17 protein-coding genes and 1 pseudogene are annotated in these 17,000 nt (G+C 54.9%); 6 read left to right on the top strand and 12 right to left on the bottom strand.

Features of this window, described 5'->3' with window-relative positions; genetic code table 11:
* On the top strand, window positions 1-142 hold a 142-nt coding region (locus MVB78_RS02500; protein ID WP_297487508.1), incomplete at its 5' end, for a UPF0175 family protein.
* A 13-nt stretch (window positions 143-155) separates the two neighbouring features.
* Complete coding sequence (locus MVB78_RS02495) at window positions 156-551, top strand: DUF3368 domain-containing protein (protein ID WP_297487476.1); 396 nt, start codon at window positions 156-158, stop codon at window positions 549-551.
* Here MVB78_RS02495 and arcS read toward each other — a convergent pair.
* From arcS to MVB78_RS02480, 3 genes are all read right to left on the bottom strand, one after another.
* Window positions 529-2,235: an archaeosine synthase subunit alpha gene (gene arcS / locus MVB78_RS02490; protein WP_297487506.1), complete on the bottom strand. Its 1,707-nt coding sequence runs from the start codon at window positions 2,233-2,235 to the stop codon at window positions 529-531. The genes MVB78_RS02495 and arcS overlap by 23 nt on opposite strands.
* A gap of 5 nt (window positions 2,236-2,240) precedes the next feature.
* Window positions 2,241-3,146 carry a phosphoserine phosphatase gene (locus MVB78_RS02485; RefSeq protein ID WP_297487474.1) on the bottom strand — a complete coding sequence of 302 codons (906 nt, stop codon included), beginning with the start codon at window positions 3,144-3,146 and terminating at the stop codon, window positions 2,241-2,243.
* A 91-nt stretch (window positions 3,147-3,237) separates the two neighbouring features.
* Complete coding sequence (locus MVB78_RS02480) at window positions 3,238-4,749, bottom strand: metallophosphoesterase (RefSeq protein WP_297487473.1); 1,512 nt, start codon at window positions 4,747-4,749, stop codon at window positions 3,238-3,240.
* A gap of 25 nt (window positions 4,750-4,774) precedes the next feature.
* Between MVB78_RS02480 and MVB78_RS02475 the strand changes: the two genes are divergently transcribed.
* Window positions 4,775-5,050, top strand: coding sequence for a hypothetical protein (locus MVB78_RS02475; protein WP_297487471.1), 276 nt, complete (start codon window positions 4,775-4,777; stop codon window positions 5,048-5,050).
* A gap of 73 nt (window positions 5,051-5,123) precedes the next feature.
* The gene (locus tag MVB78_RS02470) at window positions 5,124-5,480 is read left to right on the top strand and encodes a cupin domain-containing protein (RefSeq protein WP_297487469.1); all 357 of its coding nucleotides are present in this window, start codon (window positions 5,124-5,126) and stop codon (window positions 5,478-5,480) included.
* Here MVB78_RS02470 and MVB78_RS02465 read toward each other — a convergent pair.
* The 4 genes from MVB78_RS02465 to MVB78_RS02450 all read right to left on the bottom strand — a co-directional run bounded on the left by MVB78_RS02465 (window position 5,477) and on the right by MVB78_RS02450 (window position 8,537).
* Window positions 5,477-6,046, bottom strand: a complete 570-nt coding sequence (locus MVB78_RS02465) for a signal peptidase I (RefSeq protein ID WP_297487467.1) — start codon at window positions 6,044-6,046, stop codon at window positions 5,477-5,479. The two genes, MVB78_RS02470 and MVB78_RS02465, sit on opposite strands and share 4 nt — an antisense overlap.
* Before the next feature lie 31 nt (window positions 6,047-6,077).
* Window positions 6,078-6,491 carry a hypothetical protein gene (locus MVB78_RS02460; RefSeq protein ID WP_297487465.1) on the bottom strand — a complete coding sequence of 138 codons (414 nt, stop codon included), beginning with the start codon at window positions 6,489-6,491 and terminating at the stop codon, window positions 6,078-6,080.
* Between the two features lie 186 nt (window positions 6,492-6,677).
* Window positions 6,678-7,973, bottom strand: a complete 1,296-nt coding sequence (locus MVB78_RS02455) for a tRNA (N(6)-L-threonylcarbamoyladenosine(37)-C(2))-methylthiotransferase (RefSeq protein WP_297487463.1) — start codon at window positions 7,971-7,973, stop codon at window positions 6,678-6,680.
* Between the two features lie 48 nt (window positions 7,974-8,021).
* Complete coding sequence (locus MVB78_RS02450; RefSeq protein ID WP_297487504.1) at window positions 8,022-8,537, bottom strand: CDP-2,3-bis-(O-geranylgeranyl)-sn-glycerol synthase; 516 nt, start codon at window positions 8,535-8,537, stop codon at window positions 8,022-8,024.
* Between the two features lie 92 nt (window positions 8,538-8,629).
* Here MVB78_RS02450 and MVB78_RS02445 point away from each other — a divergent pair, with 92 nt between their 5' ends.
* Window positions 8,630-9,553, top strand: coding sequence for a TIGR00269 family protein (locus MVB78_RS02445; protein ID WP_297487462.1), 924 nt, complete (start codon window positions 8,630-8,632; stop codon window positions 9,551-9,553).
* A gap of 190 nt (window positions 9,554-9,743) precedes the next feature.
* A complete protein-coding gene (locus tag MVB78_RS02440; protein ID WP_297487460.1) occupies window positions 9,744-10,403 on the top strand; it encodes a DUF257 family protein in 660 nt (219 codons plus the stop codon).
* 12 nt (window positions 10,404-10,415) lie between these two features.
* On the opposite strand, the gene MVB78_RS02435 is transcribed toward MVB78_RS02440, so the two are convergent.
* The 5 genes and pseudogenes from MVB78_RS02435 to MVB78_RS02415 all read right to left on the bottom strand — a co-directional run.
* Window positions 10,416-12,374 carry an alpha-amylase/4-alpha-glucanotransferase domain-containing protein gene (locus MVB78_RS02435; RefSeq protein WP_297487502.1) on the bottom strand — a complete coding sequence of 653 codons (1,959 nt, stop codon included), beginning with the start codon at window positions 12,372-12,374 and terminating at the stop codon, window positions 10,416-10,418.
* Window positions 12,375-12,457: 83 nt separating this feature from the next.
* Window positions 12,458-13,156, bottom strand: coding sequence for an ABC transporter ATP-binding protein (locus MVB78_RS02430; protein ID WP_297487458.1), 699 nt, complete (start codon window positions 13,154-13,156; stop codon window positions 12,458-12,460).
* 3 nt (window positions 13,157-13,159) lie between these two features.
* The gene (locus MVB78_RS02425; protein ID WP_297487456.1) at window positions 13,160-15,625 is read right to left on the bottom strand and encodes a hypothetical protein; all 2,466 of its coding nucleotides are present in this window, start codon (window positions 15,623-15,625) and stop codon (window positions 13,160-13,162) included.
* Between the two features lie 18 nt (window positions 15,626-15,643).
* A complete protein-coding gene (locus tag MVB78_RS02420) occupies window positions 15,644-16,627 on the bottom strand; it encodes a hypothetical protein (protein ID WP_297487454.1) in 984 nt (327 codons plus the stop codon).
* Between the two features lie 111 nt (window positions 16,628-16,738).
* Window positions 16,739-17,000: pseudogene (locus MVB78_RS02415) on the bottom strand (SAM-dependent tRNA/rRNA cytosine-C5 methylase); the annotation flags it as partial.

Below are 17,000 nucleotides of genomic sequence, written 5' to 3'. Positions count from 1 at the left end.
CCTTGATGGACTCGTAAACCTTGGAAAAGCCGCCGAGGTTCTTGGTGTAACAAGGGAGGAGCTTATCAAGGAGTTTAAGAAGAGAGGAATCCCCGTACGAGTTCCCGATAGGGCCGATGTTCTATCAGATTTGAGAAGATAGTGGAAGGAAGGCCATGACGACTCCCCATGTTATCGAAGAGTTCAAAATTGGTGTAAGGAGAGGCAGGTACCCTCCAGTCGAGATTCCACTTGAGGTGACTGAACTGACCGAAGAAGAGAAAAACCTGTACGAACGACTCAGTCGAAGCTTGGGCAGAGGTGAAGCCTCTTGCATAGCCGTTGCAAGGAACAGAGGATTAATTTTCCTCAGCGACGACTACGACGCGAGGAAAAAGGCCAGGTTGCTCGGGGTGAAGGTGTCAGGAACGATAGGTCTCTTGGTTCTCGGTGTTAAAAAGAACGTGCTAACGCTTGACGAGGCAGATAAGCTGTTGCAAAAGATGATTGAACTGGGCTTCTACTCCCCAATCAAAAGAATTGAAGAGATTATGCCCTCTTCCTCACCTTAACTGCGATGCCCTTCTTCGCCTTTACCATCTCATCTCCAGCGAGAACGGCCTTTCCGACGCCCACGACCTTATCATCCCTCACGACGCCGACTATGTCGTCCGGGCGGATTCTCTCATCGGCCTCGTTCACGCCCACAGCAAATACGTCGCCGCGGAGGTCGAAGTCTATCCTGACCCAGTATGCCCTAAGCTCGTCGTAAACTCTCTGCATTCCGAAGGGAGTGAGGCTTATAACCCCGTCCTTGAAGGTCCCTGTCTGCTGGTTCTCGACGAAGAGGCGGAGCATCTTGCTTCCCCTCACCTTTCCGCCGTCCGGGAGGACGACCTCTCCCGCACCGGCACCGAAGTAGAAGTCAAAAACCTTCCTTATGCCCTCGAAGTAGCGGTAGCTTCTGTCCTCCTTCGTTCCCTCAATCTCGAACTCCTTTAGGGTCTCCTTCAGCGATTCGAGGCTCTTCCTGCTTGTTGTCCCGTTCTCGACGCGGGTGAAGATTATCTCCCTTCCGGTTATTTCGGAGGCGAGCTTGGCTATCTCCACGTAGGCCTCGTCGAGGTGCGCTATAACCGGCACGTTCTTCGGGTACTTTTCGAGGCTCTTGGCGAGCAGTTCAGCGGCGGGCTTTACCTCCTCCTCGCTCCAGTGACCGGTAACGACTATGTCGTATTTAGCTAACCACTCCCACTCGCGCGGAACGACGCCGAAGGGTGAGGTTAAGATCAGCTCGTGAACCTTAGCTATTCCGGATCCGAGGGCCTCTTTCATAGCTTTCCTGTAGAGGGTGTGAGAGCGGGAGAACGAATAGGGCTTTTTGGCGGAGCAAGGTAAGAGCAGAGCCAGCTCGGTGTTTTTGGGTGGCACAAAGCGCTCTGCAACGCGGAAGTGCCAGCGCCTCACCTCGGGCCTTCTGATCGAGGCGTCGCTTATGAAGTAGACCGTCTCCCTCTGGATCGGTGTGTACTTTTCGAGGTAGTCAGGATGCTCAAGGTCGGCTATCCTCAGGATCCCGGCGTGGTACTGGGTCGGGAAGTAGTTCTCAGCTAAGTAGCGGAGCTTCCCCTCCTCAATGGCCTTCCTGACGAGAAAAAGCGTTTCCCTCGCGAAGTCCAATGAGTTGGCTTTATTCCCCCAGAGGAGCGGACTGAAGCCTGTGAAGCCCTTCCCCTCTAAGTCGTAGAGCCTGAGCGAACGCGTGTCGAAGGCGTCAACTCCGAGGTAAACCGCCAACGGGTAGAAAAAAGGCTCTAAGTCGGCTATTACCATGAGGTTTGGGAACCTCTCGCGGAGCTCCCTCAGGATTCTCACAAAGTAGCGGTGCTCCCTGACAAGGATTTTGGAGTTGCCGAGGTAGACCGCATCGAAGTCGTTCTCCTCGATTATCCTGAAGAACTCGCCTAAGTACTCAGTTCTCCTCAGGGCAGGGAGATAGAAGGCGTTAAAGCCATCGTAATCTGCGCTCCAGAGCCTTTTGAGGGCCTTTTCTACAACCTCCCCCGGGGTGTGGAAGGCGAGGGGAATCGCGGGGGCCAGGGTAAAGTCGTAGTCGCCGGGTTCATTTGGGTGGAAGAAGGAGTTGAAGGGGGAGAGCGTGAAGTCAAGCCCTGCTAAGGCCGGCGTTCTGAACGATCTACTCCTAACTTCGACTAAGCCGAGCCTCCCGGGCCCGTCGTGCTTGAGCGTCTCCATCGGCATCACACGAGGTTGTACCTCTGGAGGAGGAGCAACTCGTCGAGCGTCAGCTTCTCGCCCTTCTTGAACTTCTCAAGGGCGTCCACGGCCTTCTCAAAGCTGCTGTCCTTCCTGGCCCTCATCCTGGCGACGAGGCGGTAGGCGATGAGCTCCTTGTGTCTCTCATCGTACTCCCTGATCTTCTTCTCAAGGTCGCGGAGCTGCCTCCTCACTTCCCTGACCTTGTCGCGGACCTCGATTACCTTTGCGTGGTACTGGTCGGCCTCCTTCTTGACCTCGTCGGCCTGGTTGAAGGACTTTATCATCATCTCATGGAACTGCTGGCTCTGGTTCGCCAACTTCTGTATCTCAAGGTTTATGGCCCTCCTCGCCTTTTTGAGCTGGTCCACCTTCTTCCTCGCCTCGACCAGCTTCTTGTGGAAGCGATCGGCCTGCTGTATTATCTCAAGCTCTGTCGCTAAAACCTGTATCTGGTCTACTATCTGCTTTTCCCTCTCCTGGGTTATCTTGGGGTTCGTCTGGAGCTCCCACTCAAGCTTCTCTATCTTCTCCTGGATCTTGTTAGCGGGCATGTTTAGCCTTCTGAGCTGGTTGTACTCATCCCTCTTGGTCCTGTACTCCAATATCTCCTGATAGAGAAGGTCGAGCTTCGCGTTAATCTCCTCACGATTCTTTTTGAGCGCCTTAATCTGCTCGTTGATTTCATCCCTCTTCGCCTTGTACTCCCTGCCCTTCTGGCGGAGCTGCTGAACCTCCCTGTTCTTCTCGTCCCTCTTCTGTATCCAGCCCTGGAGCTCTTTTTCGAGCTCCTCGAGCTTGGCCCTTATTTCATTCCTCTCCTTCTCAAGGGCCTCGATTTCCTTCTTGATCCTCTTTATTTCCTCTGGATCCACTTTGACCGTTGGCATCGCTCTTACCCCTCTCCTCTTTTTAGAACAGGCACTCAACCGGTTTCTGGAGGGGAAAGGAAAAAACCACATAAAAACTTTTTGGCCGGCCTCAGCCGACCCTCACAAAGGAAACCTTGATCTCCCCATCCTTCTCCATGCCGAGGACGGCGTATCCGTAAAAGCCTCCCTTTGACGGATCCGTCACGTAGAGAGGCGCCCCTGCGCCGCCGGTTATTATCATCTGAACGCCTTCGTATGTTCCGTACCAGTTCATGTGGATGTGGCTGAATATCCCGAAGGAGTTGTACTCCCTCATGAGGGCGAGCAGCTTCTTGGCGGAAGCCTCGTTCATCGTGTGGCGGCCGTTGGGCCTCGGGTCGTAGGGCGGTGCGTGCGCTATGATAACCGTCCGCCTCCCGGTTTCGTTGTCCTTTTTGAGCCACTCCTCAAGGAAAGCCCACTGGGCAGGAACGAGGGTGTAGCCGTTGTCAACGTCGTCGAGGAAGACGTAGCCGAAGCTCCCGAGGGTGAAGGCGAAGTCCTCAGCGGGGCCGAAGAGGTAGTGGTAGATGTTCCTCCCCTCGCCCTGGTACTCGTGGTTGCCGGGGGAGACGAAAATCGGCTTGTTCCAGTGCCAGACTCTCATGAGGTCCACCCACTCCCCCAGCCTGCCGGAGTAGACGAGGTCACCGTTGTCGATTACGAAGGCCGCCGAGCGGTTGTTCACCTCTTTGACTATCTTCCTGAAAACCTCGGGAACAGGATCGTTTCTGTGGGCCGGTCTGTGGTCTCCGAAGGCTATTACGGTGTAGTTCGAAACGGGGAGGGGCTTAATTATGAAACCGGAGGTGGAGGTTATCCTTATCGTCGTTCCGTTAACGGAGGCGCACTTGGGGTAGTCGAGGTATGCCGGGTTCACGTTCTCAATGACGAAGGTCAGGTTCTTGCCCGAGGGCCTGACCGAGACGTTCACGCTGAAGCCGAGGGCGCGGAGGTAGACTGTGCTCCCGTTAACGAGCCTTATGAAGGCCCCCCTCACGCTCACGTTCTCCCCGCCGACAACCCTCCAGTAGAACTGGAAGGGCTCGTCGTAGTAGAGGGGGTAGTCCCTTACGTACTCGTCCTTCTCAACTATGCCGTCCCAGTTGACGTCGCCTATCTCCTTAAGGGCGAGGGCCTCGAACTGGCCGTAGCGATAGACGTAGAACGACGGGACGTCCGAGGGGGAGTGTATCCTGACGAGCTCCCTGAGGGCGAGTCCGACGCCTGCCCTGCTCGTTCCCGTGACTATCAGTCTCTTCCCATCTTTGCTGTTGAAAACTGCTATAATGCCCTTGTCGGGCCCGACGAAGTGGTAGCCGTTCCTGTAGAGCACGTAGCCGAAGTAGTCAACCCTCTCAATCCTCACCCTCTCGCTGCTCAGGAGCTTAATGCCGAGCTCCGGCGGGAGAACCGCTATCCCCCACTTGTAAACCGCCACGTCCTCAACGCTCGCGTTGGGAAGGTAGTTCTTGACCAGGTCCCAGTAACCCGGAACCGTGTAAACCCTGCTCGCATTGAAGAGCTTCCTCCAGGAGCCTATCACCGAGCCCCTGCTCCTGTAGGCGGAGAAGTTTATCATCGGTGCCTGGGGAGCCGGGGAGCTCGTGGTTGAGCTCGTCTCAGAGGTCGTTGTCTCCGAGGAAGTTGGTGTGGAGGTTGAGGTTGCCGAGGACGTGGGGGAAGTTGACGTAAGGGAAGTCGAACTGGATCCGGACGCGGTTTGGGATGAGGAGGTGGTTGGCTGGACCTTTCCGCTTGAGGTGCTTGAGGGCGTCTTTGAGGTGCCCCCGCCAAGGCAGCCGCTCGCAACAACCCCGAGGATAACGATGGCGACCAAAAGGAGGGCGTATCTTCTCATGCTATCACCAAAAACCCTTTGATGCAACGGGGTTAAAAAGACTTCTGCGAAAGCAACTTTATATACCCCAACGTTCAACCCTGAACGGTGGTACCATGTTCGTCGGTCACTACACAGAGGTTCCCGAGAAGGAGACGGGGTTTGAGGGCGTAACGATCCGCTGGCTCGTTTCCCCGAAAATCGGGGCCAAGAACTACGCAATGAGGTACTTCGTCATGAAAAGGGGCTCCGAGATCCCCATGCACCAGCACGACTGGGAGCACGAGATATTCATCGTAAAGGGGGAGGGAATAATAACCAACGGGAAGGAGGAGCACCGCGTCAAGGCTGGCGACTTCCTCTATGTTCCGCCCAACGAGCCCCATGGGTACAGGGCAACCGGAGAAACGCTGGAGTTCCTCTGCATAATACCAGCGAAGAGAGAGGCAATACCAGAGGAAGAATGGGCCTAAAAGTGCCCCCTGCCGGGCCGTCTGGCCCTCCTCACCAAGTACATCCTCCCGGTCTTTCTGGCCCTCTCCAGGTTCTTTTCTTCGGCTCCCCCCTCCGTTAGGACGATACCTATCTCGTAGGCTATGGAGGCTATCAGGGCTAAGAAGATGAGGAGCACTATAACCCCGGCGTATTCAAAGAGCCTCCCCACCGCTGGAACCACGAGGAGAACCTTCCCAACGATCTGGTCCGGGTAGACCTTCCACGGGTCTCTGAACTCCCTGTTGTCGCCTTTGGTTATGTAGCAGAGCCTCCCTGAGCCGTCGTACCCGACCCCTACTACGCGGTGGGTTATGTAGTAGCGGTTCCCACCGAGGTCGAGGCGGTAGAGGATCACGTCGCCGGGCTTCACGTCGTGCGCTGGGTAAGCAACGACGAGGTCGCCGGGATTTAGATGGGGCTTCATGGAGTCGGTGAGGACGACGACGTACTGGAAGCCGAAGGCGAAGTGGAGGAGGACAACTAAAACGGTGAAGGCAACGAGAAAGGCCGAAAAGAAGGAAAGGATTTTGGAGCGGGAGGGCATCTAAGGGGGCCTCCGAGTTACTGTGGCGAGCTCACGACCCCACCAAGACGACGGCGACTTGATACATGTTCTTAATCTCAACAGTGGTATTGAGATCAATCTCAACTGCCGTACCCGCGGTAAGGGCTGAGCTGAGTGTTGTGGTACCCTGGGCGATCAGATTTCCACTTGAGTCGTAAACTTTAGCGTATATGGTGGTTCCAGAGGCAAGATCCTGATCGAATGACACGCTAACCCCTTTCACGTAGTCAGGGTTGTTGTCAAGAACCCAGTTGACGTTTGCGTTAGCAACTCCTCCGGGAACGTTTATAGCCTGCGGACCGCCCTCACCAATGTTCTGAACGTTGAGATTAAACGTCGGCACTGCCAGTGCTGCACCGACCATGGTTGCCACGAGCGCTAAAAGCAGCGGGATCAACCTCTTCTGATTCGCCTTCCTTCGCATTGAGCTCACCCCATCAGGGCTGTCATAACTTTTTTGTTCGATTGCAGGTATATAAGCCTTTCTTAACGAGAATCCAGCCCTTTAGGCCATTCTTTTGGAGAAAAAACAAACCCCCATATCAATTTCCTAAAAACACAGGGTAATCGCTGAATATGCACCAACAGAAAAGACCGCCCGCTGTAAGGCTCACATCCCCGGGGAGCTCCGGCTTTCGAGGCTTCCCTTAAGGTAGGTGGAGCCGGCCCAGTGCACCCTCGCCGCCGCGATCTCGCCGGGCCTTCCGGAGTCCAGTATGATCTCCTTGTAGTTGAAAGTCCTGCCCTCAACCCCGCCCTTTCCAGCCGGCCCGTGGATGAGAACCTCAACCCTCCTCCCTAAGTATGACCTGTTTATCTCATAGGCTATCTTGAGCCTCAGGCGGTGGAGGAGCCTTGAGCGCTCCTTAACCTTCCAGCCGGGCAACTGCTTCCACTTTGCCGCTATCGTGCCGGGCCTCTTGCTGTAGCGGGAGACGTTTATCTTGTCAGGCCTTATCCGCTTCACAAGCTCGACGGTGTTCTCAAAGGCCTCCTCGTCCTCGCCCGGGAAGCCGACTATTACGTCCGTGTTGAGGTTTAAGCCCGGAACCTTCCCCCTAAACTCCCGAACGATCTCCTCGAACTCCTCGACGGTGTAGTTACGGCCCATCCTCCTAAGGACGTTGTCGTCGCCGCTCTGGACCGGCAGGTGGAGGAATTTGTAGACCTTCTCGCTCCGGTAGGCCTCTATAAGCCCGTCGAGGATCTTTATCGCGTGGTTGGGGTTCATCATGCCAACCCTTACCCTGAAGTCGCCATCTATGGCCGTTATCTCATCCAAGAGCTCAGCTAAATTCGTCCCGATGTCGAAGCCGTAGCAGCCGGTGTCCTCGCTCGACAGCTGTATCTCCCTGTAACCCCTCGCTAAGGCCTCCTTAACCCACCTGATAACGAGCTCAGGCTTATAGCTCTTCAAGACCCCCCTCGCGAAGCGGGTCGCGCAGTAGGTGCAGGCGTTCAGACAGCCTTCGGATATGGGAATTATGAAGACGACGCCGGACTTCCAGAGGCGGGGGAGTTCGAGCTTGTCCGGGTTCCTCTCGCGCCAGCCCTCGACGCTGACGAGCTTTCCACCGCGCTCCGCGACGTCAATTGCTTCGGCAATCCGGTCTATGCTCTTAACGCCGAGCATTCCGGAAACGCGGGGGTCTATAGCGTCGGGGTTGACGTGGACGAGGCAACCGGTAGCTATGACCCTCTTCCCGGAGTCTATGAGCTCCCTTATCCTGCGCGCCATCTTCCTCTCCGTGGGGTCCTTTACCGCACAGGTGTTTACAACGACGTAGTCGGCCTCCTCCGGCCCGTCGACCAGCTCATAGCCGGCCCTAACTAAGATGGCCTCCATTATCTCCCCGTCGGCCCTGTTCCTCGTGCAGCCGTAGCTCTCAACGTAAACCCTGACCATCGAAAATGGTGAAAGCTGGGGATTTAAAAAGTTGAGGGGACATGATCGTCACCAGGGGACGCTTTTCCATCCCATCCTGTAGGCGAGGTAGTTGGTTCCCCAGTGGAGCAGAGGCGTGAAGACGAGGAGGAAGAGCATCTGGCCGGAGGAGATGGTCTTAACCGGATATGCAAACACCATGGCGCTTATCAGGAAGCCGAGCTGGTCGAGGCCGACCGCCGGGTAGCCCCTCGGCAGGTCGAGGCGCCTCTTTATGAAACTCCCCACAAGGTCGCCAAAGAGGGCTCCAAACGACAGGAGGAAGGCCAAAATGAGCGCCGATCCGATGGAACCGTAGAAGGAGGGGGTGAAAAAATACTGGAGGAGCCCTATCAAGGTTCCGGTGCCGACGCCGCCGAAAAAACCCCTCCACGTCTTTCCATCACCGAGGAGCCTTTTCCCGTCCTTCCACAGCCTCCCGCCGTCTATGGGACTACCTCCGCCGAAGAGCACGGGGGAGCCGTTGGCGAAATAGGCCGGGAGTATGTACCAGAGCGCCCAGGCGAGGGATGAGAGTGCGCCCATCCATTCCACCGGAGGCTTTTGGAGGGGGCTTTAAAAAAGCTTCTGGTGGAATTCTTTTTAACCTGCCTGAAGGATCCAGGGTGGGTGAGAAAATGCCGGCTAAGTGCAAGTTCTGCGACAGGCCAGCCTTTATCAAGCTTCACTATCCGAGGATGTACCTCTGTGAGGAGCACTTCAAAGAGTACTTCGAGAGAAAGGTCAGGCGGACGATGGAGAGATACAAAATGCTGAAACCGGACGAGAGGGTCTTGGTTGCCGTCAGCGGGGGAAAGGACTCCGCCGTCGCCGCTTACATCCTCAAGAAGCTCGGCTACAAGGTCGAGTGCCTCCACATAAACCTCGGCATAGGAGATTACAGCGAGAAGGGCGAGCGCTACGCAAGGAGGCAGTGCGAGAAGATTGGAGCGCCCCTCCACGTCGTCCGCGTGAAGGAGCTTCTGGGCCACGGAATAGGCGAGGTCAAAACGAGACGACCGACGTGCTCCTACTGCGGCTTGACCAAGCGCTACATCTTCAACAAGTTCGCCTACGACAACGGCTTCGATGCCGTCGCCACCGGTCACAACCTCGACGACGAGGCGAGCTTCATCTTCAACAACATCATGAACTGGAACACCCAGTATCTCGCCAAGCAGGGGCCCGTGACTCCAGCCGGATTCAACGGAAAACTTGTGAAGAAGGTCAAGCCCCTCTACGAGGTCACTGAGAGGGAGGTCGTTGCCTACGCCCTCGCCAGCGGCATAGAGTATGAGATAGAGGAGTGCCCGTACGCGAGGGGTGCGACGACGCTTGAGTGGAAGGAAATACTGAACCAGATGGAGGAGAAGAGGCCCGGAACCAAGATCAACTTCGTCAAGGGCTACCTGAGGAAGAGGCACCTCTTCGAGGCGGAACTGAAGGAAGCGGAGCTGAGGGAGTGCAAAGTCTGCGGCATGCCGGCAAGCGGCGAGGTCTGCTCCTTTTGCAGGTTCTGGGGGCTTAAGGAGCCGATAGACTTCAGGGTAAAGCGCCAATGATTTGATGGTCCTCCCTCCGGGTTTATACTTTCCGAAACGGTGGGACACAGATGAGGTTAAACGTTAAAGGTCAAGGCCCAGAGGAATAGGGATAAACCAGCCTAAAACTGCCCCGTTCTCAAATTTCCTGGTTCCCCGAGAAAAGTGATTTAAACCATAAACACAAGACAGGAACCAAGGAGGTGATAGGATGGGGCTTAGAGATGCCGTTATGGTCGAGCTCTGGGAGTCAATACAGCCCGGAGAAACAGTGCTCTTTGAGAGGATCGGGGAGGGCAACTTAGCCTTTGGGCTCTACCAGATAATCGAGTGGGCCGCCGAGAAGGGGTTCAGGGTGATCATAGCGGACGTGCTCGACTCTTATGAGACGATGCTCTCCAAGATGAAGCTCATGGGCCTGGACCCGGGGAAGCTGTCCGGGATAGAGGTCATAAAGATAGGGGGCTCGAAGAAGTTCGGGAGGATCATCGCCCATATAGAGGAGATATCTGAGCCCATGATACTCTCAAAGAAGTTCAAGGAGGCCTACGAACCGATAATAGCGGACTCAAGCAGGAGAGTCCTGGCCGTCGCGGTCGGCATTGAGAGGCTCTTCGCGGTTTCAGACATCAACATCGGGGGAGTTCAGGTCATAGTCAGCCACTTAGCGGGCTACGTCGGGAGGCCGAACAGACTCGGGATATACCTCGTGAAGAGGGGCGTACTTCCCAAGGAGAGGGAGTTCCTCATAAACATGTTAGAGGACATAGCAACGACCGTCATCAAGACGGAGAAGAAGGGGCGCATGACCGAGTTCCACATCGTCAAGTCCGTGAACAGGGATCTGGAGGGCGTCCTGATAAGGGTGTGAATGCGAAAAAGACTAAAGCTCCCTAAAGCGGAGCCTGAAGCGGAGCCCTCCCTCTAAAGGGAAGAGGATTGTATAGCTGACCCCCTGCTGGATGAAGTCCCACCCGCTCTCGCTCTGGCTGAGGGTTTTTACCGGGTACTTCCAGACCCTCACTTTTCTATCGAGCTCTATTCTTGCTTTGCCCATGCCGTATGGGTCGTTGATTTCAAAGCTCTCCCCCTCGAACTCCTCCGGCTCCTCCATGACGCTGTGAACGGCTAAGTTGAGTTCGACGCCGAAGAGGGCCTTTGCTTCGCTCCTCACAGTGTAGTCAACTGCAAAACCGTCCTCTGTGAGGTGGAAGGTCTTCTCCACTTTGGCCGGCCTTCCCGAGACACTCCCATCCCTCTCAAGTGAGATGCCGCCGTCGAAGAGGCTGAAGTCATAGGGGGCCGTTAGGAAGTCTCCAAGCTCCATATAGCGGCTCAGCCTGTACTCGTCAAGGGTCGTCTCCGGCTTTATGAAGTGATCTTGGAGGATCGCCCTTAGATGGCTGTCGTAAGCTAACTCACGCCTTATCTCCTCCGGGATCCGCTTCCCGAGCTCGTGTATGCTTGCAACACCGTCTTTGCTCTCCTCCTCAGGTGTCGCGGACTCTGGAACCTCGTGGTAGTGCTCCCAGCGTCTCGCGAGCACGTCGTTGTAGTTGACGGCTTTCACCTTGGAGGAGAATTCGAAGAGGGCACCGCCGTAGGCGGGCTTGAAGACCGCGTAAAAGGCCTCGTTCTCCAGAAAGGCCTCCTCCCTTCCGTCGAAGTCTATGTCCCTGACGAAGCTTCCAGTGGAAACGAAGCTGTTCGCCTTTATTATGTTCTCCCAAACGGCCCTCCTCAGGTGGGGGAGGTAGACGCCACCGAAGACGCCGTGCCAGTAGGCGTCGTTGCACTGGGCCTTGAATATGAACTTCCTCGCCTCCGGCTTATCCCTGACCAGTTCGCTCACCATCAGCATGCGCTTGTGCATGTAGTTGCTCTCAGGGTACTTGAAGAAGAAGTTCTTCCAGATGCCGCCGCGCACGAAGACGCGGTACCTCTCGAACTTCCCCTCCTCCTTGAGCCCCTCGACGAACTCTACGAAGAGCTTTGCCTGCCTCGCCGGCAGAGACCACTCACTCATCTCAAAGTAGGAAGCTATCGGGAGGTAGACGAGGCCCCTCGGTTTAAAGCGGGAGAGATACTCGGAGTAGAGCATCAGATTAATCCTCTCGTCGCTTGAAACCCTCTCAAAGAACTCCCTGAGCCAGCCCTTTTCATAGACCCACTCGTGGGTTCCGGGCCAGACGCCGAACTTCTCGCCGTCGTCGTGGAAGACCGCGACCTTGCTCTCGTCGCCGTCGTCGAGGGAGTGAAGGTAAGCTATCGTCTTCCCGACCGGACGGAAGGGGATCAGATAGCGGAGCTTCTCGTCTATCGGGAAGACGGTGATTGCCTTTCCCCCGTCCTCGGTGTAGTAAGGCCAGAAGAGCTCCTCCTTGGCGAGGCCGGCGCTCATGAAGTGGTAGTCGTCAACTATGACGTACTCTATACCCACCTCGCGGAGGCTCTTCACCAGCTCCGGCTGCCAGACACGCTCGGTGAGCCAGACACCCCTCGCTTCATAGCCGAGCTTCCTGGCGAAGTCCTTGAGGAGCCTGATCTGCTCCAGCCTGTCCTCCTTGGGGATTGAAGCCAAAACCGGCTCGTAGAAGCCCGCGACCACTATCTCCAACTGGCCTTTTTTAACAAGGGAGCGGAGCAGATCGAGGTGCTCCGCTCTGTTACCGGCTATCCACTCAAGGAGCGGGCCGGAGTAGTGAACTGCAACCTTCATGTTGGGGTAATCCTCAAGGGTCTCCATGAAGGGCCTGTAAGACCTCTCGTAAGCGCTCTCCATGACCCACCCGAAGTTCCCGAGGGGCTGATGGTTGTGTATCCCGAAGATGAAGTTCACCATGTCCCTCACCACCGATGTTATCACTATGGGTGATACGATAGGGGCAGTATAAATACTTTGCTGATGCCGCTAACCAGGGCCCCTCAGGATGTTTCCTTTGAGAGCGCATTCCCGACCACCTTCCCGTACCTGAGCTTATACGTGACCCTCGCTATCTCGATCAGTCCAGGATCGTGCGTGGCCACCACCACGGTCTTTCCTCCTTCTTTGAGCTCCTTGAGGATATCTACGACCGCTTTCGAGGACTCCTCGTCCAAGTAGGCCGTCGGCTCGTCCAGGATAACCACCGCGGGATCCTTGGCGAGGGCCATTACTACAGACGCCCTCCTCAGCTCGCCCCCGCTAACTTCCGATGGCCTCTTCCGGAGCAGCCCCTTGATCCCTAACTTCTCTGCTAAAGAAGCCGCAAGCTCTTTGTGGGCACCGTCAAGCCGGTCTGAGGAATTGAGGACGAGTTCAATGTTCTCCCAGAGGGTAAGCTGGGAAACGAAGACCGGCTGCTGGAAGGATATTCCTACTTCCCTCCTCAGATTGAGGAGCTCCTTCCTGGGCAGTTCGTAGGGGTTCCTTTCCCCGTATCTTACCGTGCCGCCTGTCGGCCTGAGGAGCGTTCCAATGGCCTTTAACAGGGTCGTCTTTCCGGAACCGCTCGGACCGAACACAACGGTGATCTCTCCGGGAGCAAAGAACCCCTCAAAATCCTTCAGTGCGGTAGTCCAGCTCTCGCCGGTCTTATACCTGACCGTTAAACCTTCACATGTTATGTGCCATCCTCCAGACAATTTTCACACCTCCCTCATCTCTCCCAATATTGAGGCAAAATAGAGGACGAGGCCCGCGAAGAGGCCGAGCAGGGGTGAGGCGCTGATCAGCGCAAGCCCCTTCCCCACAAAGCCCATTGAGGCGAAGGAATACCCGTCCCTGAGCATCAAAACCGGGACAAAGGCCAGGACAAGCAGGGGCAGAAGGATGAAACCCCTAATGGACAGCGGCTCCTTCCCGTTGACCTTCATGAGCTCCACGAGCTCAGAGAGCCTCCTCCCGTCCCTGACCCCGATGACAACTCCCGCTGCAGCCATCAGGAACCCGGAGAGAAGCAGGGGGATGAACCCCTTGGGGTCTTCAAACTGGGACTGAACGTGGGAGGAGATGTCTCCTAAAGACCACAGGTCGCTAAACGCCTTGGGATATTTTGGGACTACCGTCCCGTTTATCTCCCTCATTGCCTCACCCGTTGTCTTGGAGTCCCCGTAGATCAGGAGGTACTTTGGCAGGGGTGTGAGGCCGTTTTTTCTTGCAACTTCGCAAGAGATAATTGGAGACTCAACACCCCCAGGAAGCATTTCAACAGTTTCATAGGGGGCAGAAAGCCTGTGGATGTTCCAGGAATCGTCTATCACCGAGATAGTGAGGGAGTTCCCCGAAACCTGCACTGCTTCATACCTTTTGAGTTTTTCAAGGGAATACTGGGGGACGATGACCCCATCCGGGAGGGAGGAGAGCTTGGAGTAGAGCAGCCGCGCCGTCGTGCTCATCCCGCCGGCTCTCTTCAGGAACTTCAGGAAGTCCCCATCGTAGCATAAAATCCTGCCGTGGGTTGAGTAGGTCATCCCATTTCCCTCGCCGATAGACCCCACGCTCCAGAGGGTTGCATACATTACGCCCCTCCCGGAAATCAGCTCATGGGTCAAGTTATACGCCTTGAGGAGGTTGTTTGAGTCTCCAAAGCTGACCACTCCGGTTGCACCGCCGCCGTACACATCGCTTACTGAGGCAAGCGAAACCAAAGGAGCTGAAAACAGCAGGGAGGTGTAGAGGAAGAGGACTCCGAGGGAGAGCATCCCCGGGGAGAGCAGCCTCGCGGCAGCCCTGTGGTGAGGCCGTCCACGACCCAGCAGGAGCAGGAACAGGGAGACGACCCCGAGTGATATCAAAACCCCCGGGAGGTACCTGAAGGAGACCAGACTGAAGAGCAGGGAGATGTCGGACCCTCCCCAGGAGAGGAGAAGACCCAAGATGCCCGAGGCGAGAATCCTCAGGTGAACGCTGTAGTGAAGGAGGACCCCAAGGAAGCCCAAGAGGATTAAAGAGAGGAGCGTTAAGCCAAGCTTTCTCCCGAACTCCCTTCCGGCCACGAAGTTCCTCAGGACGTAAACGAGCAAGAGCATCACTGCCGAGAGGAAGGCCGCTTTTCTGCCGAGAAATACCGCCGAAACCCCGAGCGCAAAGAGAACGGTTCCCGCGGTGATCAAATCCAGAACGATCTCCCTGCCCCCGCTGGTCGAGATCAGATACCTCATCCTCCTCTCGCCCTCCTTTTCCCTGCCCATTATGACCAGCATAGCAGGTAAAACCGGGAGGAAGAGGGCCACATAACCCCACAGGTAGTCCCATAGGCTCTTATTGGTCGATTCTACTGCTGAAACCCAGCGAGGGGTCAGAACGTTCATGACGACGGAGAGGTTGTACTTAGCGGCTTCCCGGGATAGGGCTTGGTAGATCTTCCCTATGCTCTGGCTTCCATCTGTTATAACTATTATCCCCTGGCTTCCGATGGAGAGTTCTCCCAAGTCGTCTCCAACGCCATAGGGCTTGAGCAACTTCCTCGCAAACTCCGGGGAGGCTATACAGGCTTTATAGCCATACCTTTCCCAGCTCTTTAGAACTGCCCTGAGAACCTTGCTCTTCTCGTCGTTTCCCGAGAGCACCTGGACGGTGCCGACCTTTATGGTGGTAAAGCCCTCATAACCTTGGAAGTTGTTAACAAAGTGGGTGTAATAATACTTTATCTTGACCCCTTTGTCTTCCTCCGCGGCCTTTTCGCTGGAAACGTAGCAGTCAGCCCCTCCCTTTCCTCCTATAATGGGTGCTAAGATCACCCAGTTTTGAGCATTGGACTTCTCATCCGAAATGTAAAGCGGGAGGTAAACCTCTGTGGCCCTTATCCCCGCGTTAGCAAGCATGCTCCGAATGTCGTTTACGGAGAAGCCGCCCTGCCATTTCGCGGAACGAGGGGGTTCTGCCCCGGTAAGATCTTCCCCGTTCTTCAGGTAGGTGATACCGGCTCGGCCATAGTCCCTCGGCACAAACCAGAATGAGAAGTATTCCCCCGAGAACTCGCCGAGCCTCATCTCGGTCGCCTGGTTTACCACGGCGCTCGCCGTTGCGGGGATTACAGCAACGAGGAAAACGAGAAGGAGAAAGGAGAGGAAGACCCTTGAGTAGTGCCTTATCATTGGTTTGAACTTCATCATGGCACCTCCGAGCTTTTAGGGAAAAGTAATTAGATTATCAATCCTATAATACCAGAGATAACCATCGTCACCTCCGGCTTCGCTGTTGTCTCCGAGTATGAATGTTATTCCCCTAACTTTAAAGTCATCCCAGGTGATCCATGTATGTGTGGATTTGTATTTTGCTACAGTAAAGAGAATTATAATAGGACGATCTCTGAGTGTGTTATCGATATAATCTGCTTCGCTTTTTTGAGTTCTTGTAGAGATTGCAAACCTTAAGGTTGTAGGGAAGGCTGTATCTTTCTTGACCACTACTTTCCCTGCGTATCTAAGCAACCAATTGTTACCACCTCCCAAGACTATGCAGATATCATCAGCCTCACAAACTTTTTTCTGAACATCCTCTCTAACCTGCTTAGCGGTGTAGGTATATCCCTCCTTGTCCCTATCAATATTGATTTTACATCCTGCTGGCACGGTGCTGGACCAGCTTAGTCCAAATGTCCTTCCTGCTCCAAGTTCGAGAAGTTTGCTTACTCCCACAGAAGCTTCAAGAGAGAGCTCATACGATGCCCCATATGTTATGTACCCGCCGCTCTTCACGGGTCCCCTTGGAGCTGTATCTGATATTCCAATGAGGTTATAAGGTGGTGCATTGGATGAATGGATCGCATTGCTGTACCACATCATAACTTGATACTCTATGGGCTTATAGTCGGGCCACCAGCTATTGATGATCTTCGGGGCAGAGAGGTAGATGTCTATTAGGTTGCTCCTATGTGTGCTCAGGTAAGGAACGCCCCCATACGCAAAACCTGGCCCATAATGCAAATCGACATTGAAATTACCTGCATTCTGATACTCCTGACCCAATAACATTGGGGATGTACTACTAAGACCAGTCCCCCCGTATGCTAACCCCAAAGTGCCCTGGAGCAATATATACATGCCAAGTAGTCCTATGGTCAATACTTTAAGTATGTTTCCTATCCTACCATCCATAGTCACAGGAACCACCGACTACACTGTAGGATTATTTCTTTAAAAGTCTTACTATCGTAAATGTAGTTTATATCATAGAAATAAGAACAATATGTCCTATTTAGGGAATAACAAAGACACAATGATTTATCCCCTTTCCAACTTCGCTATGAAGAAGCTGTTGCAGTCGTGCTTGTGCGTCCACGCCCTGAAAACCCTGTCCCCAATCTCAAGGAATCCCCTATCGCCCCAGCTGAAGTCATAGGGGATAAGCTCAAGGCCGACCTTTTCAACGGCGAAGAGCACGTTTTCTTCATCTTCATCGATTCTAATCGAGCAGGTCGAGTAGGTCATCTCGCCGCCGTCGCGGAGGTTCTCGTAAGCATTGCGGAGCATGTTTCTCTGAACG

It is taken from the genome of Thermococcus sp., assembly GCF_026991495.1.
Lineage (GTDB): Archaea > Methanobacteriota_B > Thermococci > Thermococcales > Thermococcaceae > Thermococcus.
Note: the sequence above shows the minus strand (reverse complement) of the source record. Positions and strands in the feature narration are given on the sequence as shown.

Coding starts and splice junctions, on each gene's coding strand:
- MVB78_RS02495 (WP_297487476.1), top strand. CDS start 156: ATGACGACTCCCCATGTTATCGAAGAGTTCAAAATTGGTGTAAGGAGA.
- arcS (WP_297487506.1), bottom strand. CDS start 2,235: ATGGAGACGCTCAAGCACGACGGGCCCGGGAGGCTCGGCTTAGTCGAA.
- MVB78_RS02485 (WP_297487474.1), bottom strand. CDS start 3,146: ATGCCAACGGTCAAAGTGGATCCAGAGGAAATAAAGAGGATCAAGAAG.
- MVB78_RS02480 (WP_297487473.1), bottom strand. CDS start 4,749: ATGATAAACTTCTCCGCCTACAGGAGCAGGGGCTCGGTGATAGGCTCC.
- MVB78_RS02470 (WP_297487469.1), top strand. CDS start 5,124: ATGTTCGTCGGTCACTACACAGAGGTTCCCGAGAAGGAGACGGGGTTT.
- MVB78_RS02465 (WP_297487467.1), bottom strand. CDS start 6,046: ATGCCCTCCCGCTCCAAAATCCTTTCCTTCTTTTCGGCCTTTCTCGTT.
- MVB78_RS02460 (WP_297487465.1), bottom strand. CDS start 6,491: ATGCGAAGGAAGGCGAATCAGAAGAGGTTGATCCCGCTGCTTTTAGCG.
- MVB78_RS02455 (WP_297487463.1), bottom strand. CDS start 7,973: ATGGTCAGGGTTTACGTTGAGAGCTACGGCTGCACGAGGAACAGGGCC.
- MVB78_RS02450 (WP_297487504.1), bottom strand. CDS start 8,537: ATGGGCGCACTCTCATCCCTCGCCTGGGCGCTCTGGTACATACTCCCG.
- MVB78_RS02445 (WP_297487462.1), top strand. CDS start 8,630: ATGCCGGCTAAGTGCAAGTTCTGCGACAGGCCAGCCTTTATCAAGCTT.
- MVB78_RS02440 (WP_297487460.1), top strand. CDS start 9,744: ATGGGGCTTAGAGATGCCGTTATGGTCGAGCTCTGGGAGTCAATACAG.
- MVB78_RS02435 (WP_297487502.1), bottom strand. CDS start 12,374: ATGGTGAACTTCATCTTCGGGATACACAACCATCAGCCCCTCGGGAAC.
- MVB78_RS02425 (WP_297487456.1), bottom strand. CDS start 15,625: ATGAAGTTCAAACCAATGATAAGGCACTACTCAAGGGTCTTCCTCTCC.